Consider the following 17,713-nt stretch of genomic DNA (forward strand, 5'->3'; position numbering starts at 1 on the left):
TTTTCGCCGACTGTTGACGTAGATCACCCACGGGGGCAGATTTCGCTGCACTGATTGCCATAGTTCGCGCTTTACGACTGGTGATCTGAGCTGCGGAAAGTGTGGAGGTTGTCGATGACCAGTGTCCTGTCCCGAACCGAACGCGCAGTGGCGGAGCCCGCCGCGCCCTACGACCTCGACGACCGCTACCGCTCCGGCGCCGGACCGGTACTCCTGACCGGTGTACAGGCCATCGCCCGGATGATGGTCGAGCAGCATGTCCGTGATCTGCGCGCGGGACGCCGCGTCGCCACCTTCGTCTCCGGCTACCAGGGCAGCCCGCTGGGCGGCGTCGACAAGATGCTGTTGGGCATGCCGAGCGTGCTGACCGAACACGACGTCGTCTTCACCCCGGGCTTCAACGAGGAGCTCGCCGCCACCTCGGTGTGGGGCAGCCAGACCGACCTCCCGGCAGGCAAGGCATCCCACGACGGTGTCATCGGCGTCTGGTACGGCAAAGGGCCGGGTGTCGACCGCGCCACCGACGCGCTGCGCCACGCGAACATGTACGGGGTGAATCCACGCGGCGGCGTCCTGCTGCTCGTCGGAGACGACCCGGCGTCCAAGTCGTCGACCGTACCCGCCGTGAGCGAGCGGTCCCTTGCGGCTCTCGGCATCCCGGTCCTGTTCCCGCGCAACGCCGAAGAGATCATCACGATGGGCATGCAGGGCGTCGCACTGTCGCGGGCCTCGGGCTGCGTCGTAGCGATGAAGATCGTGGCCGACGTTGCCGACGGCGCATGGACGGTCGACGCGGACGTGGCCGACCTTGCGATCACCGCGCCCGAAATCCTCTGGGACGGAGAGCCGTTCACCTATCTCCAACGTCCGATGGCCGCACCGGCCGACAGCCTGCTGGCCGAGGCCGATCTCTACGGCCCGCGCTGGGCGACGGTGCGCGCCTTCGGCGACGTCAATGCCCTCGACGTACTCGAAGTCGACCCGGCCCGCGCAAAGCTCGGCATCGCCGCCACCGGCACCACCTTCGACGCCGTCCGCCAGGCGCTGCTCGACCTCGGTGTCGACGACACGGCGCTGCACCGTGCCGGAATTCGCCTGTTGCGCATCGGCATGCCCTACCCGGTGGGCCAGCAGTCGGTCAGGGGGTTCGCCCGCGGCCTCGAGCAGGTGATCGTCGTCGAGGACAAGACCGCGTTCATCGAAACCCAGATCCGCGAAATCCTTTATGGCACGGCCCAAGCCCCGCAGATCATCGGCAAACATGACGCCGCGGGAGTGCCACTGTTCCCTGTCGGCGGTGAACTGACCGCCGCCCGCCTGCTGGCGCCGCTACGCCGCGTGCTGCGCGATCATGTCGAACTGAAGCGCATGCCGCCACCCGCCCTGTCACTGGAAGTGTTGTCCGCCAAGCGGACCGCATACTTCTGCAGCGGCTGCCCGCACAACCGGTCCACCGCGATCCCCGAGGGCTCGATCGGCGGCGGCGGCATCGGCTGCCACACCCTGGTGACCATGTCGGGTCGCAGCGACAGCGCCGTGGTCGGCATCACGCAGATGGGCGGCGAAGGCAGCCAGTGGATCGGGCAGGCTCCGTTCACCGATGTCCCGCACCTGTTCCAGAACGTCGGTGACGGCACCTTCTTCCACTCCGGCCAGCTCGCAGTCCAGGCCTGCATCGCCGCAGGGGTCAACATCACCTACAAACTGCTCTACAACGAAGTCGTCGCCATGACCGGCGCACAGAACGTCGAGGGTGGTCTGGTCGTCGCGGGCCTCACCCACAAGCTGACCGCCGAAGGCGTCAAGCAGATCATCATCTGTGCCGATAAACCCACGCGGCACAACAAGAAGGCCCTCGCGAAGGGCACGCTGCTGTGGCATCGCGACCGGCTTGACGAAGCACAGAAGGTGCTGCGCGAGATCCCGGGCGTCACCGTGCTTATCTACGACCAGCACTGCGCCGCCGACGCGCGCCGCCAGCGCAAGCGCGGCACGCTGCCTACCCGCAACACCCGCGTCGTGATCAACGAAGCGGTCTGCGAAGGCTGCGGTGACTGCGGCACCAAGTCGAACTGCTTGTCCGTGCAGCCCGTCGACACCGAATTCGGCCGCAAGACCCGCATCGACCAAACGTCCTGCAACACGGACTACACGTGCCTCGACGGCGACTGCCCGTCGTTCGTCACGGTCGAGCTGGCCCCGGAGAAGAAGGGCCGCAGGACATCTCGGCGCAAGAGCGCCGAACCGCCGCGCGTCGCCGATCCGGGATTCGGTGTTCCGAGCGGCACCCAGAACGTCCTGCTGGCCGGCATCGGCGGCACCGGCATCGTCACGGTGAACCAGGTTCTCGCCACCGCCGCGCTGCGCGCCGGCTACAAGGTGGAGAGCCTCGACCAGATCGGCCTGAGCCAGAAGGCCGGTCCGGTCGTGTCGCACCTGCGGTTCTCGACGACCGCGCTGGAGCCATCCAACCGTCTCACCTCGGGCAGCGCCGACTGCATCATCGCGATCGACCTGCTGACCGCGACCGACAACGGGAACCTGGCCTACGGCAGCGCGGAGCGCACCATCGCGGTCGCTTCGACGAGCCAGACCCCCACCGGCGACATGGTGTACGACAAGTCTGTTGCCTACCCCCAGACCCCATTGTTGCTGGACCGACTGACGGCCAACACCCGCACCCTGACCCACTTCGACGCGCTCTCCGCGGCACAAGCCCTGTTCGGCAACACTGCGGCGGCCAACTTCCTGGTCGTCGGTGCCGCCTTCCAGAACGGCGGACTGCGCTTGCCCGAGGCAAGCATCGAAGAGGCCATCGGCATCAACGGTGTCGCGGTCGCCGCCAACGTCGCGGCCTTCCGCTGGGGCCGAGTTGCGGTCGCCGATCCGGCAGCCTTCGCCGCCGCCGTGGACGCCGCTCGCCCGAAGACAGTCCCGGCCGTGGCGCGCCCGGAGCTGTTGGCCAGCACCACGTTCGACGGCGAAGTACGCCGACTGGTCGAATTGCGGTCCGGTGCGTTGGTGCGCTACCAGAACGCGAAAGTCGCGCGGCGCTACGTCGAAACCGTCCAGGCAGTCTGGCAGTCGGAGCGCACCATCACAGCCAACACCGCGTTCAGCGCGGCGGTGGCGCGCGGGCTGCACAAGTTCACCGCCTACAAGGATGAGTACGAGGTCGCACGGCTGCTTGTCGATCCGGCGTTCCTTGCCGACGTGCAGGCCCAGGTACCAGGTGGGGAGAACCTCACCTACAAGCTGCATCCGCCGGCGTTGCGTGCCATGGGCCGCTCGAAAAAGGTCGGTTTCGGACCGAAATCGCATGTGGCACTGAAGCTCCTCGCCAAGGCCAAGGTGTTGCGCGGCACCAAGCTGGATCCGTTCGGCTACGCGCACGTCCGAAAAGTGGAGCGGCAGTTACTCTCTCACTACTCCGATATGGTGCTCCGCCTCGCCGCCGGCCTGACCGTCGACAACTACGCCACGGCCGTCGAGGCAGCCGGGCTGCCCGACATGGTCCGCGGATACGAGGACATCAAACTAGGCAACGTCGAACTGTACCGGGCGCGCCTGCGCGAGCTCGGCATCCCGGCCTGACAGGCCATCCCGCTGTCCTGCCGCCACACCTACGGCAGTGTCAACCCACGCCGCCAAACATGCGGCACCAGAAAGGAAGTAGTAGTGACCTCTGTGTCCAACCCACCGGTGGCCACCCCCGCCGGAGTATTCGGTCGCTCGCACAAGTTGAGCTCCCGCAGCCACGAGCAGGTCGTGTTCTGCGAGGACGCGGAGTCCGGTCTGAAGGCGATCATCGCCATTCACTCGACGGCGCTGGGGCCGGCCCTCGGCGGCTGCCGCATGTACCCGTACGCCGACGAATTCGAGGCACTCGAGGATGTTCTGCGGCTGTCGTGGGGCATGTCGTACAAGGCCGCAGCCGCCGGCGTCAACCTGGGCGGCGGCAAGTCCGTGATCATCGGCGACCCCACGAGCGACAAGAGCGAAGCACTGTTCGCCGCTTTCGCCCACTACGTCAACACCCTGGGCGGACGGTATGTCACCGCGGGTGATGTCGGCACCAACACCGACGACCTGGACGTCATGGGCAAGTACACCGAGCATGTGACCGGCCGCAGCGCCGCCGCGGGCGGTTCGGGCGACAGCGCTCGCCTGACCGCGCTGGGCGTATTCAACGCCATGCGCGCAGGTGCCGAATCTGTCTGGGGCGCAGCAACGTTGGCGGGAAGGACCGTCGGGGTCGAGGGCGTCGGCAAAGTGGGTCGCGAACTCATCGACCTGCTGCTCGCCGACGGCGCGGAGGTCTACGCCACCGACGTGAACGACGCGGCACTGCAGCACCTCTCGAACGCCCACCCGTCGGTGCGCCTGCTCAATTCGGTTGCCGACGCCCCGCTCGATGTCTACGCTCCGTGTGCCCTCGGGGCTACTCTGACGCCTATGAGCGCTGACACCATCGAGGCGAAGTTGATTTGCGGTGCCGCAAACAACCAGCTCGCGACCCCGGACGTCGAGTTGTTGCTCGGCCGTCGCGGGATCACCTGGGTGCCTGACTTCGTCGCCAACGCCGGCGGCCTCATCCAGGTGGCCGGCGAGTTGCACGGCGCAGACCGCGCGACTGTCGAAGCCGACGTGACCCGCATCTTCGACCGCTGCCGCGACATCATCGCGACCGCGCGCGAAGCGGGCCTCAGCATCGGCGCTGCCGCGAACCTGTTCGCCGAACAGCGGCTCGACGGGGCCATCTGATGGGCGCCGGCGGCGGGCTGTTCCGCACCAAGTCAGTCGAGCAGTCGATCCGGGACACCGATGAACCCGACTCGAAGCTCCGCAAAGACCTGACGGCAAGGGATCTCACTGTTTTCGGCGTTGCCGTCGTCATCGGCGCCGGCATCTTCACCCTTACCGCTCAGACCGCGGGCAACATGGCGGGGCCGGCCGTGTCGGTGGCCTTCGTCATCGCAGCGATCACGTGCGGGCTCACCGCCCTGTGCTACGCCGAGTTCGCCTCGACTGTGCCCGTCGCCGGCAGCGCTTACACCTACGCCTACGCCACCTTCGGCGAACTGGTCGCGTGGATCATCGGGTGGGACCTGATCCTCGAGTTCGCGCTCGCGGTAGCGGTCGTCGCCAAAGGCTGGTCGCAATATCTCGCCGAAGTGCTCGGCGGCGCGGTGTCACCGGTCGTGCATCTCGGGTCCATCAAGTTCGACTGGGGCGCACTGGTGATCATCGCGATCGTCGGGTTCCTGCTGGCGACCGGAACCAAGTTGTCGTCGCGGGTTTCTGCTGTCGCCGTCGCGATCAAGCTCTCGGTGATCGTGCTGATCCTCGTTGTCGGTGCCACCTACTTCAAGGCCTCGAACCTCACGCCGTTCATCCCGGCCGCGCAGCCGTCCGCGAAGGCCGACGGCGTGCATCAGTCGATGCTGGCGTTCCTCACCGGCACCGGCGGCACGAGCTACGGGTGGCTGGGTCTGCTGACGGCGGCCAGCATCGCCTTCTTCGCCTTCATCGGCTTCGACGTGGTCGCCACCGCCGCGGAGGAAACCCGTAACCCGCAGCGCGACGTCCCTCGCGGCATCTTCGGCGCGCTGGCCATCGTCACCGTCTGCTACGTCGCGGTGTCTTTCGTTCTCACCGGCATGGTGCCCTACACCCAGCTGCAAGGTGAAAATTCCACCCTTGCAACGGCATTCGCCATCCACGGAGACACCTGGGCCAAGAACATCATCTCGATCGGCGCACTGGCCGGGCTCTCGACCGTCGTGATGGTCATGTTCCTAGGACAGACCCGCGTTTTGTTCGCGATGTCCCGCGACGGCCTGCTCCCCCGCCGCCTCGCGCACACCGGCAAGCACGGCACGCCGGTGCGACTGACGGTCATCGTGGGTGTCGTGTGCGCGGTCCTGGCGGCGTTCGTCGACTTCGGCACGCTCGCCGGAATGGTCAACATCGGCACGCTCGTCGCCTTCATCCTCGTGGCGATCGGCGTCCCGATCCTGCGCCGGACCAGGCCCGACCTCGAGCGTGGCTTCCGCGTGCCCTTCATCCCGGTTGTGCCGATCCTCGCCGCGCTGTCCTGCCTGTGGCTGATGCTGAACCTGGAAGTCGAGACCTGGCTGCGGTTCGTCATCTGGATGGCGATCGGCGTGGTGCTGTACTTCGCCTATGGCAGGTCCCACTCGATGATGGCGCGACCGCGCCCCGAGCCGCACAGGCACCTCAACGTCACGCAGATCGCGGCATGAGGCTCAGCTGCAGGTAACCCGGATCTCGAAGGGCTTGGTCACCATCACGGGCGGTAGCGCTGCCGTCACCCCGGTCGCGCTGCCGCTGATGGTGTACGTGTTGCCGTCCTTGGACGCGGTGGCCTGGCCACCCGACATACCTTGCTGGTAGCCGAGAATGACGCCGTTGACGTTGCCCAGGATCACCGAATGCACCGTCGCGGCATCCGGCGTCAGCACCACCGCCACACCTGAGACCTTCTGGCCGATGGCGATGTTGAAATTACCGACCGCATTGGTGCAGACCACATTGCCGGTGATGTTCTGTCGCACACCGTCGACGGTAACCTCGGCCTGACCGGGCGGTGGATTGCCGGTCACGGACGCCGTGGGTGAAGCAGCTGTGCTGGACGTCGAAGACGTGGCCTTGGTAGTGCTGCTGGTCGAACTCGGCTGCTCCGACGACGGCTTCTCATTCGCACAGCCGACTCCGGCGAACCCGACGACGACCGCAGTGCCGACCGCACCGATCGCAACCCGTTGCCTCACCATAGAACCCCTTCAGTCGTGACCAATCCGGCTCCACAACATCTACGCCGTTGAACGGACCGGCGCATTTCTTTTTTCCAGATGCGACGAGGTCTATGGCGTCGGGTGGTTGGGGAGAAAGACGTCGTTGAAAGTGACCGTCCGCAGGTTGCGACTCCGGACGACGTCGGCGAGCCGATCGAAGACGTGGGTCACCGGGGCATGATTGAGATGGCCGAGGACGATGTTCTGCGGCCGGAAATGCGTGTCGGCCATCTTCACGATGTAGTCCTCGGTGATGACCGTCGAGTCCGCCAAGGAACCCGTCCACATGGTGGTGAGCGTGTAGCCGAGGTCGGCGGCGACGGCCCGCACAGCGGCGTTGTGCCGGCCGTAGGGCGGCCTCAGATACGGACGCGCATCCGCCCCGTACGTGTTGGACAGGAACGCGTGGTTGCGCTGGATCTGGTCGGCAATCTGCGCCGGCGACTGCGTGGTGAGGTCCGGATGCGACCAGGTGTGGTTACCCAGCTGGATCTGGCCCGATTCGACCAGTGGCCGCAACAGGGACGCGTTGTCGGTCCACGACCGATAAGAGCCGTTGACGAAGAACGTCAGCCGGATGCCGGTGTCCTTCGCAAACTGGGTGTACAGCCGCACGACATCGCTGTCGACACCGTCGTCGACGGTCAGGGCCAGGAGATCGCCCTGCCCCGGGAGAACGCTCAGCACACCGCTACCGGGAAGCGCGACGCGTGCTGCGGGCGATGGTGGCGGCAGCAGCGCGGTCATGCCCTGCCTGACCGCGGTCCCGGCGAGTTCCGGCATCTGTGCCGCCGAGGCCGCGGCGTGGGGCGTCGTAACCGCAGTGGTCAGCGCTGTGCGCGCCACCTCGATGGTCGCCACGGCGGGGGGAATCGTGATGGCTGCCCCCAGGCCGACCAAGAAGGCTCTGCGGTTCAGCACGGACACGGCCCGCAAACTATCAGCAGTTCCTGGCAATCGCAGAACTGGGGAATGCGTCGACTCAGCGGTTGAGCGCTCGGAGCCCGGCGACGGTGTCGGCCAGCGTGATTCGCGGGTCACGGTAGGTGATGCCGAGGTCGCGCTCGCTGGGCGTATCGTCCGAGTCCGGCATCTGGGTGTAGTACTGCATGGCGGCTTCGGTGAACGGGGTCTGGAATGGCAGGAACGGGCCCAACCGATCGAGCAGTTGCCCAGCGATTCGCAGGACCGTATCGGGAACCGGAACCGAGAGCATGGTCTTGTCACCGACCTCGCTCAGCAGCCGAGCCAACTCGTCCACCGGGATGCGGTGGCCGCCGGCCATATAGCGACGTGGCCCCTTTCCGGGTTCCAACAGCGCCGCGTGCAGGTCGGCCAGATCCCGCCCGTCGACCACCGTCCACGCGGCGCTCCGACCAGGAATCGCGCCGAGTTGAAGTGCCTGGGCCACCCCCTCTCCGGCCTCACCGAATTGGTTACCGACGGGCGGACCCATCACCATGCCGGGGTAGGTGATGTTCACGGGTGCACCGGCGTCCTGCATCCCACGGGCGTAGATCTCGACCTGGGCCTTGGACCGGCCGTAGCCGTCGGTACCGCCGAACACCGGCAGGTCGGCGTCGAGCTTGTCGACGTCGGGATTGAACAACGCGGTGATGCTGGATACGTGAATGATCGGGTCCATGCCGAGTTCGACGGCACCGCCGAGCACGTTGCGCGCACCGTCCATGTTGGTACTCAGCATCTGGGCCGTGTGGTTGGGATCGGTGGCAACCAGCGCCGCGGCATGCAGCACGGCATCGCACCCGTCCAAGGCGCGCAGCACCGAGTCGCGATCGGTGATGTCGCCGACCACGTGGTCCGTGACATCGACACCCAGCTTGGCAACGCTCGTCTGCAGCCGGGCGGTATTGCGTACCAGGAATCGGACCGAATGCCCTTTGTCGGCAATGGCTTTCGCACTCCAACCGCCGACAAATCCGGTACCGCCAGTGACCAGGACCCGCATGACACCTACCCCTCCGAAGTGAACTGCCGCTGCCCTGACGCTAGTACGGCAGCAAACAGGCCGGAAGGGCGCCGGGCCGCCGGGATGACTCGGCGATCAATAATCTGACGCATCCGTCAATCGATGACTACGCTCGCGCGTAGAGAAGTCGACGCGAGGAGCTGCAGGCCGATGACCAATGTGCTGACGACTGCGACGGTGGCGCTGGCAGCCGTGGCGATCACACACGCTGGATGTAGCACCTCGACCAGAACCGAGTCGGGACCGTCAAGCGTGCCCTCCTCGCCTGGATCGCCCAGCGCGATAGCGCCTTCCAGGCCGAACGTTGCCGGCCCCAACAAGACGATCAACGACTACATCACCGAGAACAACATCGCCGAGACACCGTTCAAACCCAACCAACCCGGCACACCGGACTTCGACTTTCCGTTCCCGCCCGGCTGGAGTAGCGCCGGCGACAAAACCCCGGCTTGGGCCTACGGCGCCATCGTTTACGACAAACCGGCCGACCCCGGCGATCCGCCAACAATGATCGCCATCGCCTCGAAGCTGACCGGCAAGGTTGATCCCGCCATGATCCTGAAGTACGCCCCCGGCCAGCTGGAAAACCTGCCGGATTTCAAGCCCCTCGGCGAGCCGGAAAAGAGCTCACTGAGCGGCTTTGAAGCAATCCAGTCAGCCGGTACCTACACCTACAACGGCAAGGCACGGGTCGTCGCGCAGAAAACGGTGATCATTCCCGCCAAAGATGCACTGTTTGTCCTGCAGCTCAATGCAGATGCTCTCCAGGGCCAGGAACAAGTCGTGATCGATGCCGCCGACGTGATCGAAGCCCAGACCAAAATCACCGCATAGGGAGAACATCACCATGAAATTGCGGTTACGGTCGTCCAACTTCCTGACGGTATCCATCTGCAGCGGCATGCTCTTGCTGTCAGCCCCGTGGGACAGTCCGCCGACGGCGTCGACCGCTCCGTGTGCGGGCGGGACCATCCTCGATCCCCGTACTGGCATCTGCTGGTCGCAGAACCAACCCAACAACAGCTACGGCGGTTCAGGCAACATCCCTTGTCTACCAGGACGACTCGGCCTGTGTCTGGGCGCGTTGCAGAACACGCCTGCGCCCGGTGCGGCACTGCGTCCCGCTCCGCCGGCCGGCCCGGCGCCGCGACCCGGCACCTGGCCGTAGTCGCCGGTTGGTTGAACTAGGCCGCGGGGTGGATGCGCGCGATGTAGACGTCGCGGGTGAAGATACGCAACCCCTCCGGCGTCGGTGGCGCCGTTGAGGTGTAGACCGCTCCCGAAGGCGTAGTCAGCGCGATCGTGTGCCGGCCGTACCGGTCGTAACTCGCGGCCGCCTGCCAGCCGGGTTCTTCTTTGACGTAATTGCAGTGCTCACACAGCCCATCCCCATTGTGCGCACTGGTCGGCCCACTCGTGACATGCGGCGTGACGTGGTCGGTGTGCCGAATCCTCGCGTTGCAGTACGGGGTCCGACACATCTGGTCCCGCAACGCGATGAACCGCGCCAAGCCTTTCGGAAACGCCCGCGCCGTCGACTCCATCGCCACCAACTTGCCGGTGCCGGGCTGGGCATACAACCGCCGCAACGCTGCCCCCACCTTCTCATCAGCGGCCGCAGCCAGCACCAGCTCGCGAGCCAGCACCGCCGGAATGGGCCCATAGCCATCCAACTGCGCGGGCTCCTCACCCCCGGTCAGCAGCGTCTGATCCGAGAGCACCAGATTGACCGTCACCGGCACGGGCGACTCGACCGGATTGCGGCCCGTGACCCGCTGCACCACAACGTCCGCCATAACCTTCGCACGGCCGCGCCCCGACCCCGCCGCCACGACCGACGCCGCCTCACGCGCGAGCGTCTGGCGCACCAGCTGACCCTGCGCAGCCGGCAGCAGCACCGTCATCGACATCATGCCGTCACGGGCCACCCGAAACCGCACATGCCGCGCAGCCCGCGCCCGCGTCATCTTGTCCACCACCGTCTGCTGATCCAACTCATAGGCGATCCGCGCGGCCTCGGCCGAAACCTGCGTGTTCCCCAACCCCGCCAACGGGACCGGATCCGCACACAGCTCGACATCCAGAAGCTGACGATCCAACACCGACAGGCACGCCGCCTCTTTCGTGATCAACTCCGCCCGATGCTCCGACAGCACGCCCGATTCCAGCGCCGCCAGGGTGCACGGCATATCCGCGACCAAGATGCGGGCCATCGCCATCAACCGCTCACCCCGATGCGGGGACTCCTGCCGCGCCAACCCAATCTCCGAGCCCAACGCGGCCCGCGACACCCGCGGCCCACCCGCACGCGCCGCCTCGATCCGCCGCGCCTCCAACAACGCCGCCACACGGACCTGCTCGGCCGCCGCAACCGCCTTCACCCGCTCGAGCTCAGCGATCCGACCCAGCAACACCGCCTCGTCAGCGCTGGGGTCCACCACACATTCGCTCATACGTTCGATAATACTCCCCTCCCCGGCAAGACGCCACAACTTCTCCGCCAGAGGTTTGGGATGCCGACTTTGCCTGTGGTGCTACGCATCTCGCCACTCTCAAGGCTGCCGCAGACGTAGGCTGCCACTGTGCACGTCGACGTGATGACCGTTCCGCAGCCGTTGGCTCAGATGGCCGCACTTGCCCAACGCACTCAAGCAGCCGGATTCTCCGGCCTGCTGTTGACCGAGACCGGGCGGACTGCTTATCTGAGCGCCGCGGTCGCATCCCAAGCGGCTCCTGGACTCGAACTGTCCACCGGCGTCGCAGTGGCTTTTCCACGCAGTCCGTTTGTCACGGCGGCATCGGCGTGGGAACTCCAGGAAGCCACCGGCGGCAGGTTCCGGCTCGGCATCGGCACCCAAGTGCGGACGCACGTGGTGCGGCGCTACGGCATGCCCTTCGAGCAACCGGGCCCGCGACTGCGCGACTACGTGCGCGCTGTCAAGGCGTGCTTCACCGCCTTTCGGACCGGCAAGCTCGACCACCACGGCGATTTCTACGACCTGGACTTCATCACGCCACAGTGGAGCCCGGGACCCATTGACGTGCCCGACCCCAAAGTCGACATCGCGGCGGTGAATCCGTGGATGCTGCGCATGGCCGGCGAAGTCGCCGACGGCGTGCACGTTCACCCGCTCGGCGAGCCCGGCTACATCGCCCGCCACGTGCTGCCCAATATCGCTGCCGGCGCCGAGAAGGCGGGCCGCTCCCCCGCCAATATCGACATGATCATCCCGGCGATGACGATCGTCGGCGACAGCGATGAAGAACGGCACCACGAACGCGAATTCATCCGCGCCAGCATGAGCTTCTACGGCAGCACACCCAATTACGCGTTCATCTGGGACGAGGCCGGTTTCGAGGGCACCACCGGACGCCTGCGGGAGAAGCAGAAGACCGGCGACACAGCGGGCATGATGGCAGAGATCACCGATGAGCACATCGCTGCGTTCGCCACTGAATGCACGTGGGATGAATTGGCGGACAGGCTCATTGACAGATACGAAGGCGTCGCCACGCGCATCGTGCTGTACAACGCTCTCGGCGGATGGGACCGCTTCGAACGATACGGTGAGATCGCCCAGCGGTTGTCAGCTCGCTGACGTCAAGAGGACTTCTTGACGACGCTCGACTTGAGCTGCAGGCGACCGAAACCCGGTACGTTGGCGTCGATGTCGTGATCACCGACGCCGTCGGTGATGAGCGTGATGCCACGAACCTTGGTTCCCACCTTGATGGCACCGCCGCCGCCACCCGACACCTTGACGCTCTTGACGAGCGTGACGGTGTCGCCGTCGATCAGTACGTTGCCGACGGCGTCCTTGACCACGCGCCCGCTGTCGGTGTCGCCCTCCCCGTTGTCGCCCTCAGCCCACTCATGGCCGCACATAGGGCAGGCGTAGAGCGCTCCGGACTCGTAGGTGTACTCACTGGCACATTCAGGGCAGGGGGGCGTTGCGGCAGTTTCCGTCATCCGACAATTGTCGCGCTTGGCAATCGGGCTACGCCCCGTGCCCCGGGCTGAGGTCCTTCACGTCGGTGAAGTACACGGGCCGGCGCCCGGTGTTGGCCGCGGATCCCGTCACCGGTACCAGTAGATGACCGACGTGGTCCCCATGTCGAATCTCTGCACGATCTCGCCGACGAACCGTCTCCCCGCCGAACAATTCGGCCAACGGCACGTCCTCGCGCAGCAACACATGCACCGCGAGATGGGTGGCCGCGCGCGCGATCGAGGTCGTGTGGTTCTGACGAGACAAGCCGACCAGGAACCTCGGCGGGTCGATGCTGGCCTGGGTGGCAAAACCGACCAGGCATCCGCCCATCCGGCCATCGGCCCGGGCCGTGACCACGAACATCGGATAGTCCAACAGGTCGACGAAGTCGTCGAAAGCGCTGCTTGATTTCATCACCGGTCCTCCGAGCAGGGACAGCAGTGCGAGACACCCGGCGTAGCTGACGGGCGATAAATCAGGGCAGCGCCAGCGTGTGGTACGCCGCGGTGAGCCAGTGGGGTCCGTTGCAGAAGTCGTGGTCGATCCACCACGCCAGGAGGCCGAGCGTCGCCGAGGTGTGGAATTCGGCCGCCACCTCGGCAGGCACTGCCGAAGCCGCCGAGGCGAACTGAGGTCGCAGGTGCTTACGCAGCACGTCGCCGATCAGATGCCTCAGGTGACGCTGGACCACATCACCACCGTGTCGGCCGCACAAAGCTCGGTAGATCTGTTGATGTCGGTGAGCGTGACTGAAAAGCATTGTTGCAGGCAAGGTTACGTCGACGACACCGGACATCGGAATGGCTGAGAGGGCCTCCTCGAGCTGATCGCGCATCTCATCGAAACTCGCGGTCAGCAGCGCTTCTTTGTCCCGGAAGTGGACGTAGAACGTCGAGCGGCCGACATCGGCGCGGTCGAGAATGTCCTGGATGGTGGTCTTGTCATAGCCCTTTTCCACGACGAGTTCCAGGAACGCCGAATGGAGCAGCTTGCGGGTGCGCCTGACCCGCCGGTCGCCGGAATTCCGAACATAATTCGGGTCATGTTCGGTTGTGGACATCTCGCCCCCGTTGGTTGTTGACGGAATTTCGGCCAGCTCCCTTCAATTGAACATGCTGTTCGGAAACTAACCAAGTGTTCGGCAGAATCAACAGATCAGGAGAACGTCATGGGCTATGTATGGGCGATTGTGGTAGCCGGATTGATCGGCACCGTCGCAACAATCATCGCGATGTTGTTCCGTGGTGCCATCGCCGCCGACTCGGGACGTCGGGCTGCAGTCACCCTCGCGTTCACATTCGGAACATTCTCGCTCTCTTGGGTTTTGGCGAGTTCAGCACTGGCCAGAGCCGACGTGTACCGATTCGCACCCGCGAAGATCGAGCCGTGGTTGGCCCTGGCCATGGTGGTACCCCTCGTGGCAGTCTTGCTGGCAACCCGGGTGCCGGTGGTGTCGCGAATCCTCGATCAACCGGACACGCAATGGTGGCTGGCCGTCGCTCAGATCTTCCGGGTGGAAGGGGCCGCCTTCTTGATCGTCATGGCGCTGGGTGACCTACCGGCCGGATTCGCACTGCCCGCCGGATTGGGTGATATCGCAATCGGTTTGGGCGCAATCTACCTTGCCCGCGAGCTCCGGCACGGGCGCGTCAACCGCCGGTTGGTGTGGTTCAACGTTCTGGGCCTGCTGGACCTCGTGGTCGCGACCGCACTCGGCGTCACCGCGGCGCCGGGCCTGGCACATATTCTTCAGTTGTCGCCGTCCACCGAGCAGATCGCTCTGCTGCCGCTGGTCCTGATTCCGACCACCTTGGTCCCACTCGCTGCGGCGCTGCACATCGTGTCGTTGCGCAAGCTCAAGCTCGCAGCTTCCGCGTCCGCCAAGGCCGAGCCTGCCCTGGTTGGAGCCTGACATGACCACCATTGCCCACCAGGTCAATCGCTTCGTCCTCGGCACCGGCGACACGTTCGAGGGCCTGCGTCAGAATTTCGAACGCCTGGTTCCCACAATCGATTTCGCAGAGCTCACCGCAGTCATCGGAAGAGGCGACCTCGCCGCGGTGCAGCAGTACACCGCAGCGCACGCACCGCATTCTTTCGTCAACTTCTGGACCCTGGATGCGACGCCGATGATGATGCTGGCCGGGAACCGAGCGCGCGCCGTGACGTACATGGTGGGAAACAATGTGATCGCCGAGACGATGTTCCGCCACGATCCAGGCATCATGCTCTACGCACCGATGCGCGTGGCCATCTACGAAGATTCCGACGGCGCTGTGCATCTGAGCCTCGACCAGCCGTCGACCAGATTCGGGAGTTTCGGCGATAGCCGGATCGCCGAGGTCGGGTCGCGACTCGACGCCAAGATCGCCGCCCTGCTGCGCCTGCTGGACGTGACCGTTCCTGCCGAGCTCGACGCGATCTGAACAGTCGACGCGAAACTAATTTACACTCCTGCCAGTGCCATGGGAGAGGGTCGTCGATGAAGGTCCGGGTAATCGCTGGCGTGGTGGTCGTCATCGCGGTGTACATCACGACGATTGCGCTGTATGCGAGTACCGGACTGGGACACCCGAGCCGGGTCAGCGAACCGATACCGACAGCAGACGGCACCACCGTGACCATCGACCTGAACGAGGTCCATGCGGTCAAAGGCGACATGGTCGCCAACGTCACAGTGGTGCCCGGGCCGGCGCTACTGGACCCGCAAACCCATGGATTGCTCGAAGACCTCAGTGTCGCAGTGCAATCCGCAGTGACACCCACCCGCCGCACATGGACGAAAGGCATGGTGCCCGACGTCTTCCCCGTCGCCCTGATCCTGTCCGGAGACCCTGGCGGCTACCCATTCGATCACTACCGATCGGGCCCGATCACCGTCGAATTGTTCCGTGGCGCCTCGCACGTACCGATCCGCGTGGCGCCCGCATTTTTCGATCGTGTGCCGGGCTGGATGTTCCACATTCCGGCTGACGGGAATGGCGCCGTACCGGGCGTCTATCGCGTCGACACGCAGCGCTCACCGAGCACAGCCGCGTTCGCCGCGGTGCTTGTCGGCGCACTCGTCACGATTGCCGTGCTGGGCGCGGTCGTGGCGATTCAGACCGCACGCAACCGCCGCAAGTTCCAGCCGCCGATGACGACATGGTTTGCCGCAATGCTTTTCGCCGTGGTGCCATTGCGCAACGCGCTGCCCGACGCGCCACCCATCGGTACATGGATCGACGTGTCCGTCGTGCTGTGGGTGATCGTGACGTTGGTGGCGTCGATGAGTCTTTACATCACCTGCTGGTGGCGACATCTTGCACAGTAGCCAAACATCATCCTGCTTTATGGATTAGCTTGAGATGCCGCTGGCGGCACCTCAAGCCCGAATAGGGTGTACTGAGCCCGACATCGGGTATGAGCTCGCCGTGACCACCACAACGCCGCCCACCCCCATGGACACCGTGGCCGAGCTTGCCGCTCGTCTCCGTGTGGATTCGATCCGGTCGAGTACCAGCGCGGGATCCGGCCATCCCACGTCGAGCATGTCGGCAGCGGATCTCATCGCGCGCCATGGTCGGCAGCCGCGTTGATCGGGACGCCGTCAGCCGGTGCAACTCGGGCTTGCCACAATGGACGCATGGTCGAGCAGAGCCTGTGGATGCAGAAAGTCGAGGCCGATCCTGGCCACTCGCAGTGGTACATCGAACGGTTTCGGGCATTGGCTCGCGCCGGTGAGGATCTCGTGGGCGAAGCCCGCCTGATCGACGCGATGGCCCCACGCGGCGCGCGGATTCTCGACGCCGGCTGCGGCCCCGGCCGGGTCGGCGGATACCTCGCAGCGGCCGGCCACGACGTGGTCGGGGTGGACGTCGACCCTGCGCTCATCGCGGCCGCCGAAGAGGACCACCCCGGACCCCGCTGGCTGGTGGCCGACCTCGCCGAACTCGATCTGCCGGCTCGCGGCATCGCCGAGCCGTTCGACCTGATCGTGTCCGCCGGCAACGTGATGACGTTCGTCGCCCCGAGTACCCGGGTGCAGGTGCTCTCCCGGCTGCGCGCGCACCTGGCCGACGACGGCCGCGTGGTGATCGGTTTCGGCGCGGGCCGTGACTACGAGTTCGGTCAGTTCTTCCAGGACGCCAGCCAAGCCGGCCTCACCCCGGACCTGCTGCTGTCCACCTGGGATCTGCGGCTGTTCACCGACAAATCCGACTTTTTGGTCGCAGTCCTCATCCCGATCCCGCCCGGGTAGCGTGACACCGGTGAACCTCTCCCGCGTGTCTTCCTCCGTTGCACTGACCGCCTGCGCCGCATCACTCGCCGTCGCCCTCACCGCATGTGGTTCCGACGACAAACCCGCAGCGGCGACCACCACCCAGGCTCCGCTGGTCACCACAACCCCATCCCCGGCGACCGCCCTGGACAACTCGTCAACAGCAGCTGCCCGCAGCTGCCCGATGGCCGAGGGCCAGGCCGGTTCGCCCGAGTGGACGCTCAACGGGGCCACCGGCAGCGTTGCCGTCACCGGATCCACCGACACCACGGCGCCCGTCGTCACCGTCAAGGGTCCGTTCATCGTCAACCAGACGCAGGTGCAGACACTGAAGGCCGGCACCGGGCCCGTCGTCCCCGAAACCGCGACGGTGTCCGTCTGCTACGCGGGCTTCAACGGTCGCGATGGATCGAAGTTCGACAGCGCCTATGACCGCGGCGCCCCCGCCACCTTCTCACTCATGCGCGTGGTGCCCGGCTTCCAGAAGGCCATCGCCGGTCAGAAGGTGGGCTCCACCGTCGCCGTCGCGATGACGTCTGCCGACGGCTACCCCGACGGCCAGCCGAGTGCCGGCATCGAGAAGGGCGACTCGTTGGTCTTCGCGATCAAAATCCTCGACGTATCGAACTGATCGTCAGGCTGCGGCGTGGCG

18 protein-coding genes are annotated in these 17,713 nt (G+C 65.7%); 11 read left to right on the top strand and 7 right to left on the bottom strand.

What is annotated here, in order from left to right:
• Window positions 1–114: 114 nt before the first annotated feature.
• The 3 genes from ACX12F_RS14705 to ACX12F_RS14715 all read left to right on the top strand — a co-directional run bounded on the left by ACX12F_RS14705 (window position 115) and on the right by ACX12F_RS14715 (window position 6,266).
• Window positions 115–3,594 (top strand): indolepyruvate ferredoxin oxidoreductase family protein, encoded by a 3,480-nt coding sequence (locus ACX12F_RS14705; RefSeq protein ID WP_459365298.1) that lies wholly within the window; start codon window positions 115–117, stop codon window positions 3,592–3,594.
• An 84-nt stretch (window positions 3,595–3,678) separates the two neighbouring features.
• Window positions 3,679–4,764: a Glu/Leu/Phe/Val dehydrogenase dimerization domain-containing protein gene (locus ACX12F_RS14710; RefSeq protein WP_459365299.1), complete on the top strand. Its 1,086-nt coding sequence runs from the start codon at window positions 3,679–3,681 to the stop codon at window positions 4,762–4,764.
• Complete coding sequence (locus ACX12F_RS14715; RefSeq protein WP_459365300.1) at window positions 4,764–6,266, top strand: amino acid permease; 1,503 nt, start codon at window positions 4,764–4,766, stop codon at window positions 6,264–6,266. Before ACX12F_RS14710 ends, ACX12F_RS14715 begins: the two co-directional genes overlap by 1 nt.
• Before the next feature lie 3 nt (window positions 6,267–6,269).
• Here ACX12F_RS14715 and ACX12F_RS14720 read toward each other — a convergent pair whose 3' ends face one another.
• From ACX12F_RS14720 to ACX12F_RS14730, 3 genes are all read right to left on the bottom strand, one after another.
• Window positions 6,270–6,797, bottom strand: a complete 528-nt coding sequence (locus ACX12F_RS14720) for a lipoprotein LpqH (protein WP_459365301.1) — start codon at window positions 6,795–6,797, stop codon at window positions 6,270–6,272.
• A gap of 90 nt (window positions 6,798–6,887) precedes the next feature.
• A complete protein-coding gene (locus ACX12F_RS14725) occupies window positions 6,888–7,736 on the bottom strand; it encodes a polysaccharide deacetylase family protein (protein ID WP_459370356.1) in 849 nt (282 codons plus the stop codon).
• Between the two features lie 64 nt (window positions 7,737–7,800).
• On the bottom strand, window positions 7,801–8,787 hold the full coding sequence (locus ACX12F_RS14730; RefSeq protein ID WP_459365302.1) for an NAD-dependent epimerase/dehydratase family protein: 987 nt from the start codon (window positions 8,785–8,787) through the stop codon (window positions 7,801–7,803).
• A 171-nt stretch (window positions 8,788–8,958) separates the two neighbouring features.
• On the opposite strand from ACX12F_RS14730, the gene lpqN reads away from it, so the two are divergent.
• Window positions 8,959–9,642, top strand: coding sequence for an envelope biogenesis lipoprotein LpqN (gene lpqN, locus ACX12F_RS14735; RefSeq protein ID WP_459365303.1), 684 nt, complete (start codon window positions 8,959–8,961; stop codon window positions 9,640–9,642).
• A 13-nt stretch (window positions 9,643–9,655) separates the two neighbouring features.
• A complete protein-coding gene (locus ACX12F_RS14740) occupies window positions 9,656–9,976 on the top strand; it encodes a hypothetical protein (RefSeq protein WP_459365304.1) in 321 nt (106 codons plus the stop codon).
• Between the two features lie 16 nt (window positions 9,977–9,992).
• On the opposite strand, the gene ACX12F_RS14745 is transcribed toward ACX12F_RS14740, so the two are convergent.
• Complete coding sequence (locus ACX12F_RS14745; protein ID WP_459365305.1) at window positions 9,993–11,261, bottom strand: HNH endonuclease; 1,269 nt, start codon at window positions 11,259–11,261, stop codon at window positions 9,993–9,995.
• Between the two features lie 129 nt (window positions 11,262–11,390).
• Here ACX12F_RS14745 and ACX12F_RS14750 point away from each other — a divergent pair, with 129 nt between their 5' ends.
• The gene (locus ACX12F_RS14750) at window positions 11,391–12,407 is read left to right on the top strand and encodes a TIGR03617 family F420-dependent LLM class oxidoreductase (RefSeq protein ID WP_459365306.1); all 1,017 of its coding nucleotides are present in this window, start codon (window positions 11,391–11,393) and stop codon (window positions 12,405–12,407) included.
• 2 nt (window positions 12,408–12,409) lie between these two features.
• Here ACX12F_RS14750 and ACX12F_RS14755 read toward each other — a convergent pair whose 3' ends face one another.
• The 3 genes from ACX12F_RS14755 to ACX12F_RS14765 all read right to left on the bottom strand — a co-directional run bounded on the left by ACX12F_RS14755 (window position 12,410) and on the right by ACX12F_RS14765 (window position 13,860).
• Window positions 12,410–12,778, bottom strand: coding sequence for a zinc ribbon domain-containing protein YjdM (locus ACX12F_RS14755; RefSeq protein WP_459365307.1), 369 nt, complete (start codon window positions 12,776–12,778; stop codon window positions 12,410–12,412).
• Window positions 12,779–12,806: 28 nt separating this feature from the next.
• The gene (locus tag ACX12F_RS14760) at window positions 12,807–13,214 is read right to left on the bottom strand and encodes a flavin reductase family protein (RefSeq protein ID WP_459365308.1); all 408 of its coding nucleotides are present in this window, start codon (window positions 13,212–13,214) and stop codon (window positions 12,807–12,809) included.
• Window positions 13,215–13,275: 61 nt separating this feature from the next.
• Window positions 13,276–13,860: a TetR/AcrR family transcriptional regulator gene (locus ACX12F_RS14765; RefSeq protein WP_459365309.1), complete on the bottom strand. Its 585-nt coding sequence runs from the start codon at window positions 13,858–13,860 to the stop codon at window positions 13,276–13,278.
• A 108-nt stretch (window positions 13,861–13,968) separates the two neighbouring features.
• Here ACX12F_RS14765 and ACX12F_RS14770 point away from each other — a divergent pair, with 108 nt between their 5' ends.
• The 5 genes from ACX12F_RS14770 (at window position 13,969) to ACX12F_RS14790 (ending at window position 17,692) form a co-directional block, all read left to right on the top strand.
• A complete protein-coding gene (locus ACX12F_RS14770; protein WP_459365310.1) occupies window positions 13,969–14,712 on the top strand; it encodes a DUF8737 domain-containing protein in 744 nt (247 codons plus the stop codon).
• Window position 14,713: 1 nt separating this feature from the next.
• Window positions 14,714–15,226 carry a DUF302 domain-containing protein gene (locus ACX12F_RS14775; RefSeq protein WP_459365311.1) on the top strand — a complete coding sequence of 171 codons (513 nt, stop codon included), beginning with the start codon at window positions 14,714–14,716 and terminating at the stop codon, window positions 15,224–15,226.
• Between the two features lie 56 nt (window positions 15,227–15,282).
• Complete coding sequence (locus ACX12F_RS14780; protein ID WP_459365312.1) at window positions 15,283–16,113, top strand: DUF4436 domain-containing protein; 831 nt, start codon at window positions 15,283–15,285, stop codon at window positions 16,111–16,113.
• A 312-nt stretch (window positions 16,114–16,425) separates the two neighbouring features.
• Window positions 16,426–17,040, top strand: a complete 615-nt coding sequence (locus ACX12F_RS14785) for a class I SAM-dependent methyltransferase (RefSeq protein WP_459365313.1) — start codon at window positions 16,426–16,428, stop codon at window positions 17,038–17,040.
• 10 nt (window positions 17,041–17,050) lie between these two features.
• On the top strand, window positions 17,051–17,692 hold the full coding sequence (locus tag ACX12F_RS14790; RefSeq protein ID WP_459365314.1) for an FKBP-type peptidyl-prolyl cis-trans isomerase: 642 nt from the start codon (window positions 17,051–17,053) through the stop codon (window positions 17,690–17,692).
• Window positions 17,693–17,713 lie beyond the last annotated feature (21 nt).

It is taken from the genome of Mycolicibacterium sp. HS_4_1, assembly GCF_054515875.1.

Excerpts from the sequence above, each read along its gene's own strand:
- ACX12F_RS14705 (WP_459365298.1), top strand. The coding sequence starts at position 115 with ATGACCAGTGTCCTGTCCCGAACCGAACGCGCAGTGGCGGAGCCCGCC.
- ACX12F_RS14715 (WP_459365300.1), top strand. The coding sequence starts at position 4,764 with ATGGGCGCCGGCGGCGGGCTGTTCCGCACCAAGTCAGTCGAGCAGTCG.
- ACX12F_RS14720 (WP_459365301.1), bottom strand. The coding sequence starts at position 6,797 with ATGGTGAGGCAACGGGTTGCGATCGGTGCGGTCGGCACTGCGGTCGTC.
- ACX12F_RS14730 (WP_459365302.1), bottom strand. The coding sequence starts at position 8,787 with ATGCGGGTCCTGGTCACTGGCGGTACCGGATTTGTCGGCGGTTGGAGT.
- lpqN (WP_459365303.1), top strand. The coding sequence starts at position 8,959 with ATGACCAATGTGCTGACGACTGCGACGGTGGCGCTGGCAGCCGTGGCG.
- ACX12F_RS14740 (WP_459365304.1), top strand. The coding sequence starts at position 9,656 with ATGAAATTGCGGTTACGGTCGTCCAACTTCCTGACGGTATCCATCTGC.
- ACX12F_RS14745 (WP_459365305.1), bottom strand. The coding sequence starts at position 11,261 with ATGAGCGAATGTGTGGTGGACCCCAGCGCTGACGAGGCGGTGTTGCTG.
- ACX12F_RS14755 (WP_459365307.1), bottom strand. The coding sequence starts at position 12,778 with ATGACGGAAACTGCCGCAACGCCCCCCTGCCCTGAATGTGCCAGTGAG.
- ACX12F_RS14760 (WP_459365308.1), bottom strand. The coding sequence starts at position 13,214 with ATGAAATCAAGCAGCGCTTTCGACGACTTCGTCGACCTGTTGGACTAT.
- ACX12F_RS14765 (WP_459365309.1), bottom strand. The coding sequence starts at position 13,860 with ATGTCCACAACCGAACATGACCCGAATTATGTTCGGAATTCCGGCGAC.
- ACX12F_RS14770 (WP_459365310.1), top strand. The coding sequence starts at position 13,969 with ATGGGCTATGTATGGGCGATTGTGGTAGCCGGATTGATCGGCACCGTC.
- ACX12F_RS14775 (WP_459365311.1), top strand. The coding sequence starts at position 14,714 with ATGACCACCATTGCCCACCAGGTCAATCGCTTCGTCCTCGGCACCGGC.
- ACX12F_RS14780 (WP_459365312.1), top strand. The coding sequence starts at position 15,283 with ATGAAGGTCCGGGTAATCGCTGGCGTGGTGGTCGTCATCGCGGTGTAC.
- ACX12F_RS14785 (WP_459365313.1), top strand. The coding sequence starts at position 16,426 with ATGGTCGAGCAGAGCCTGTGGATGCAGAAAGTCGAGGCCGATCCTGGC.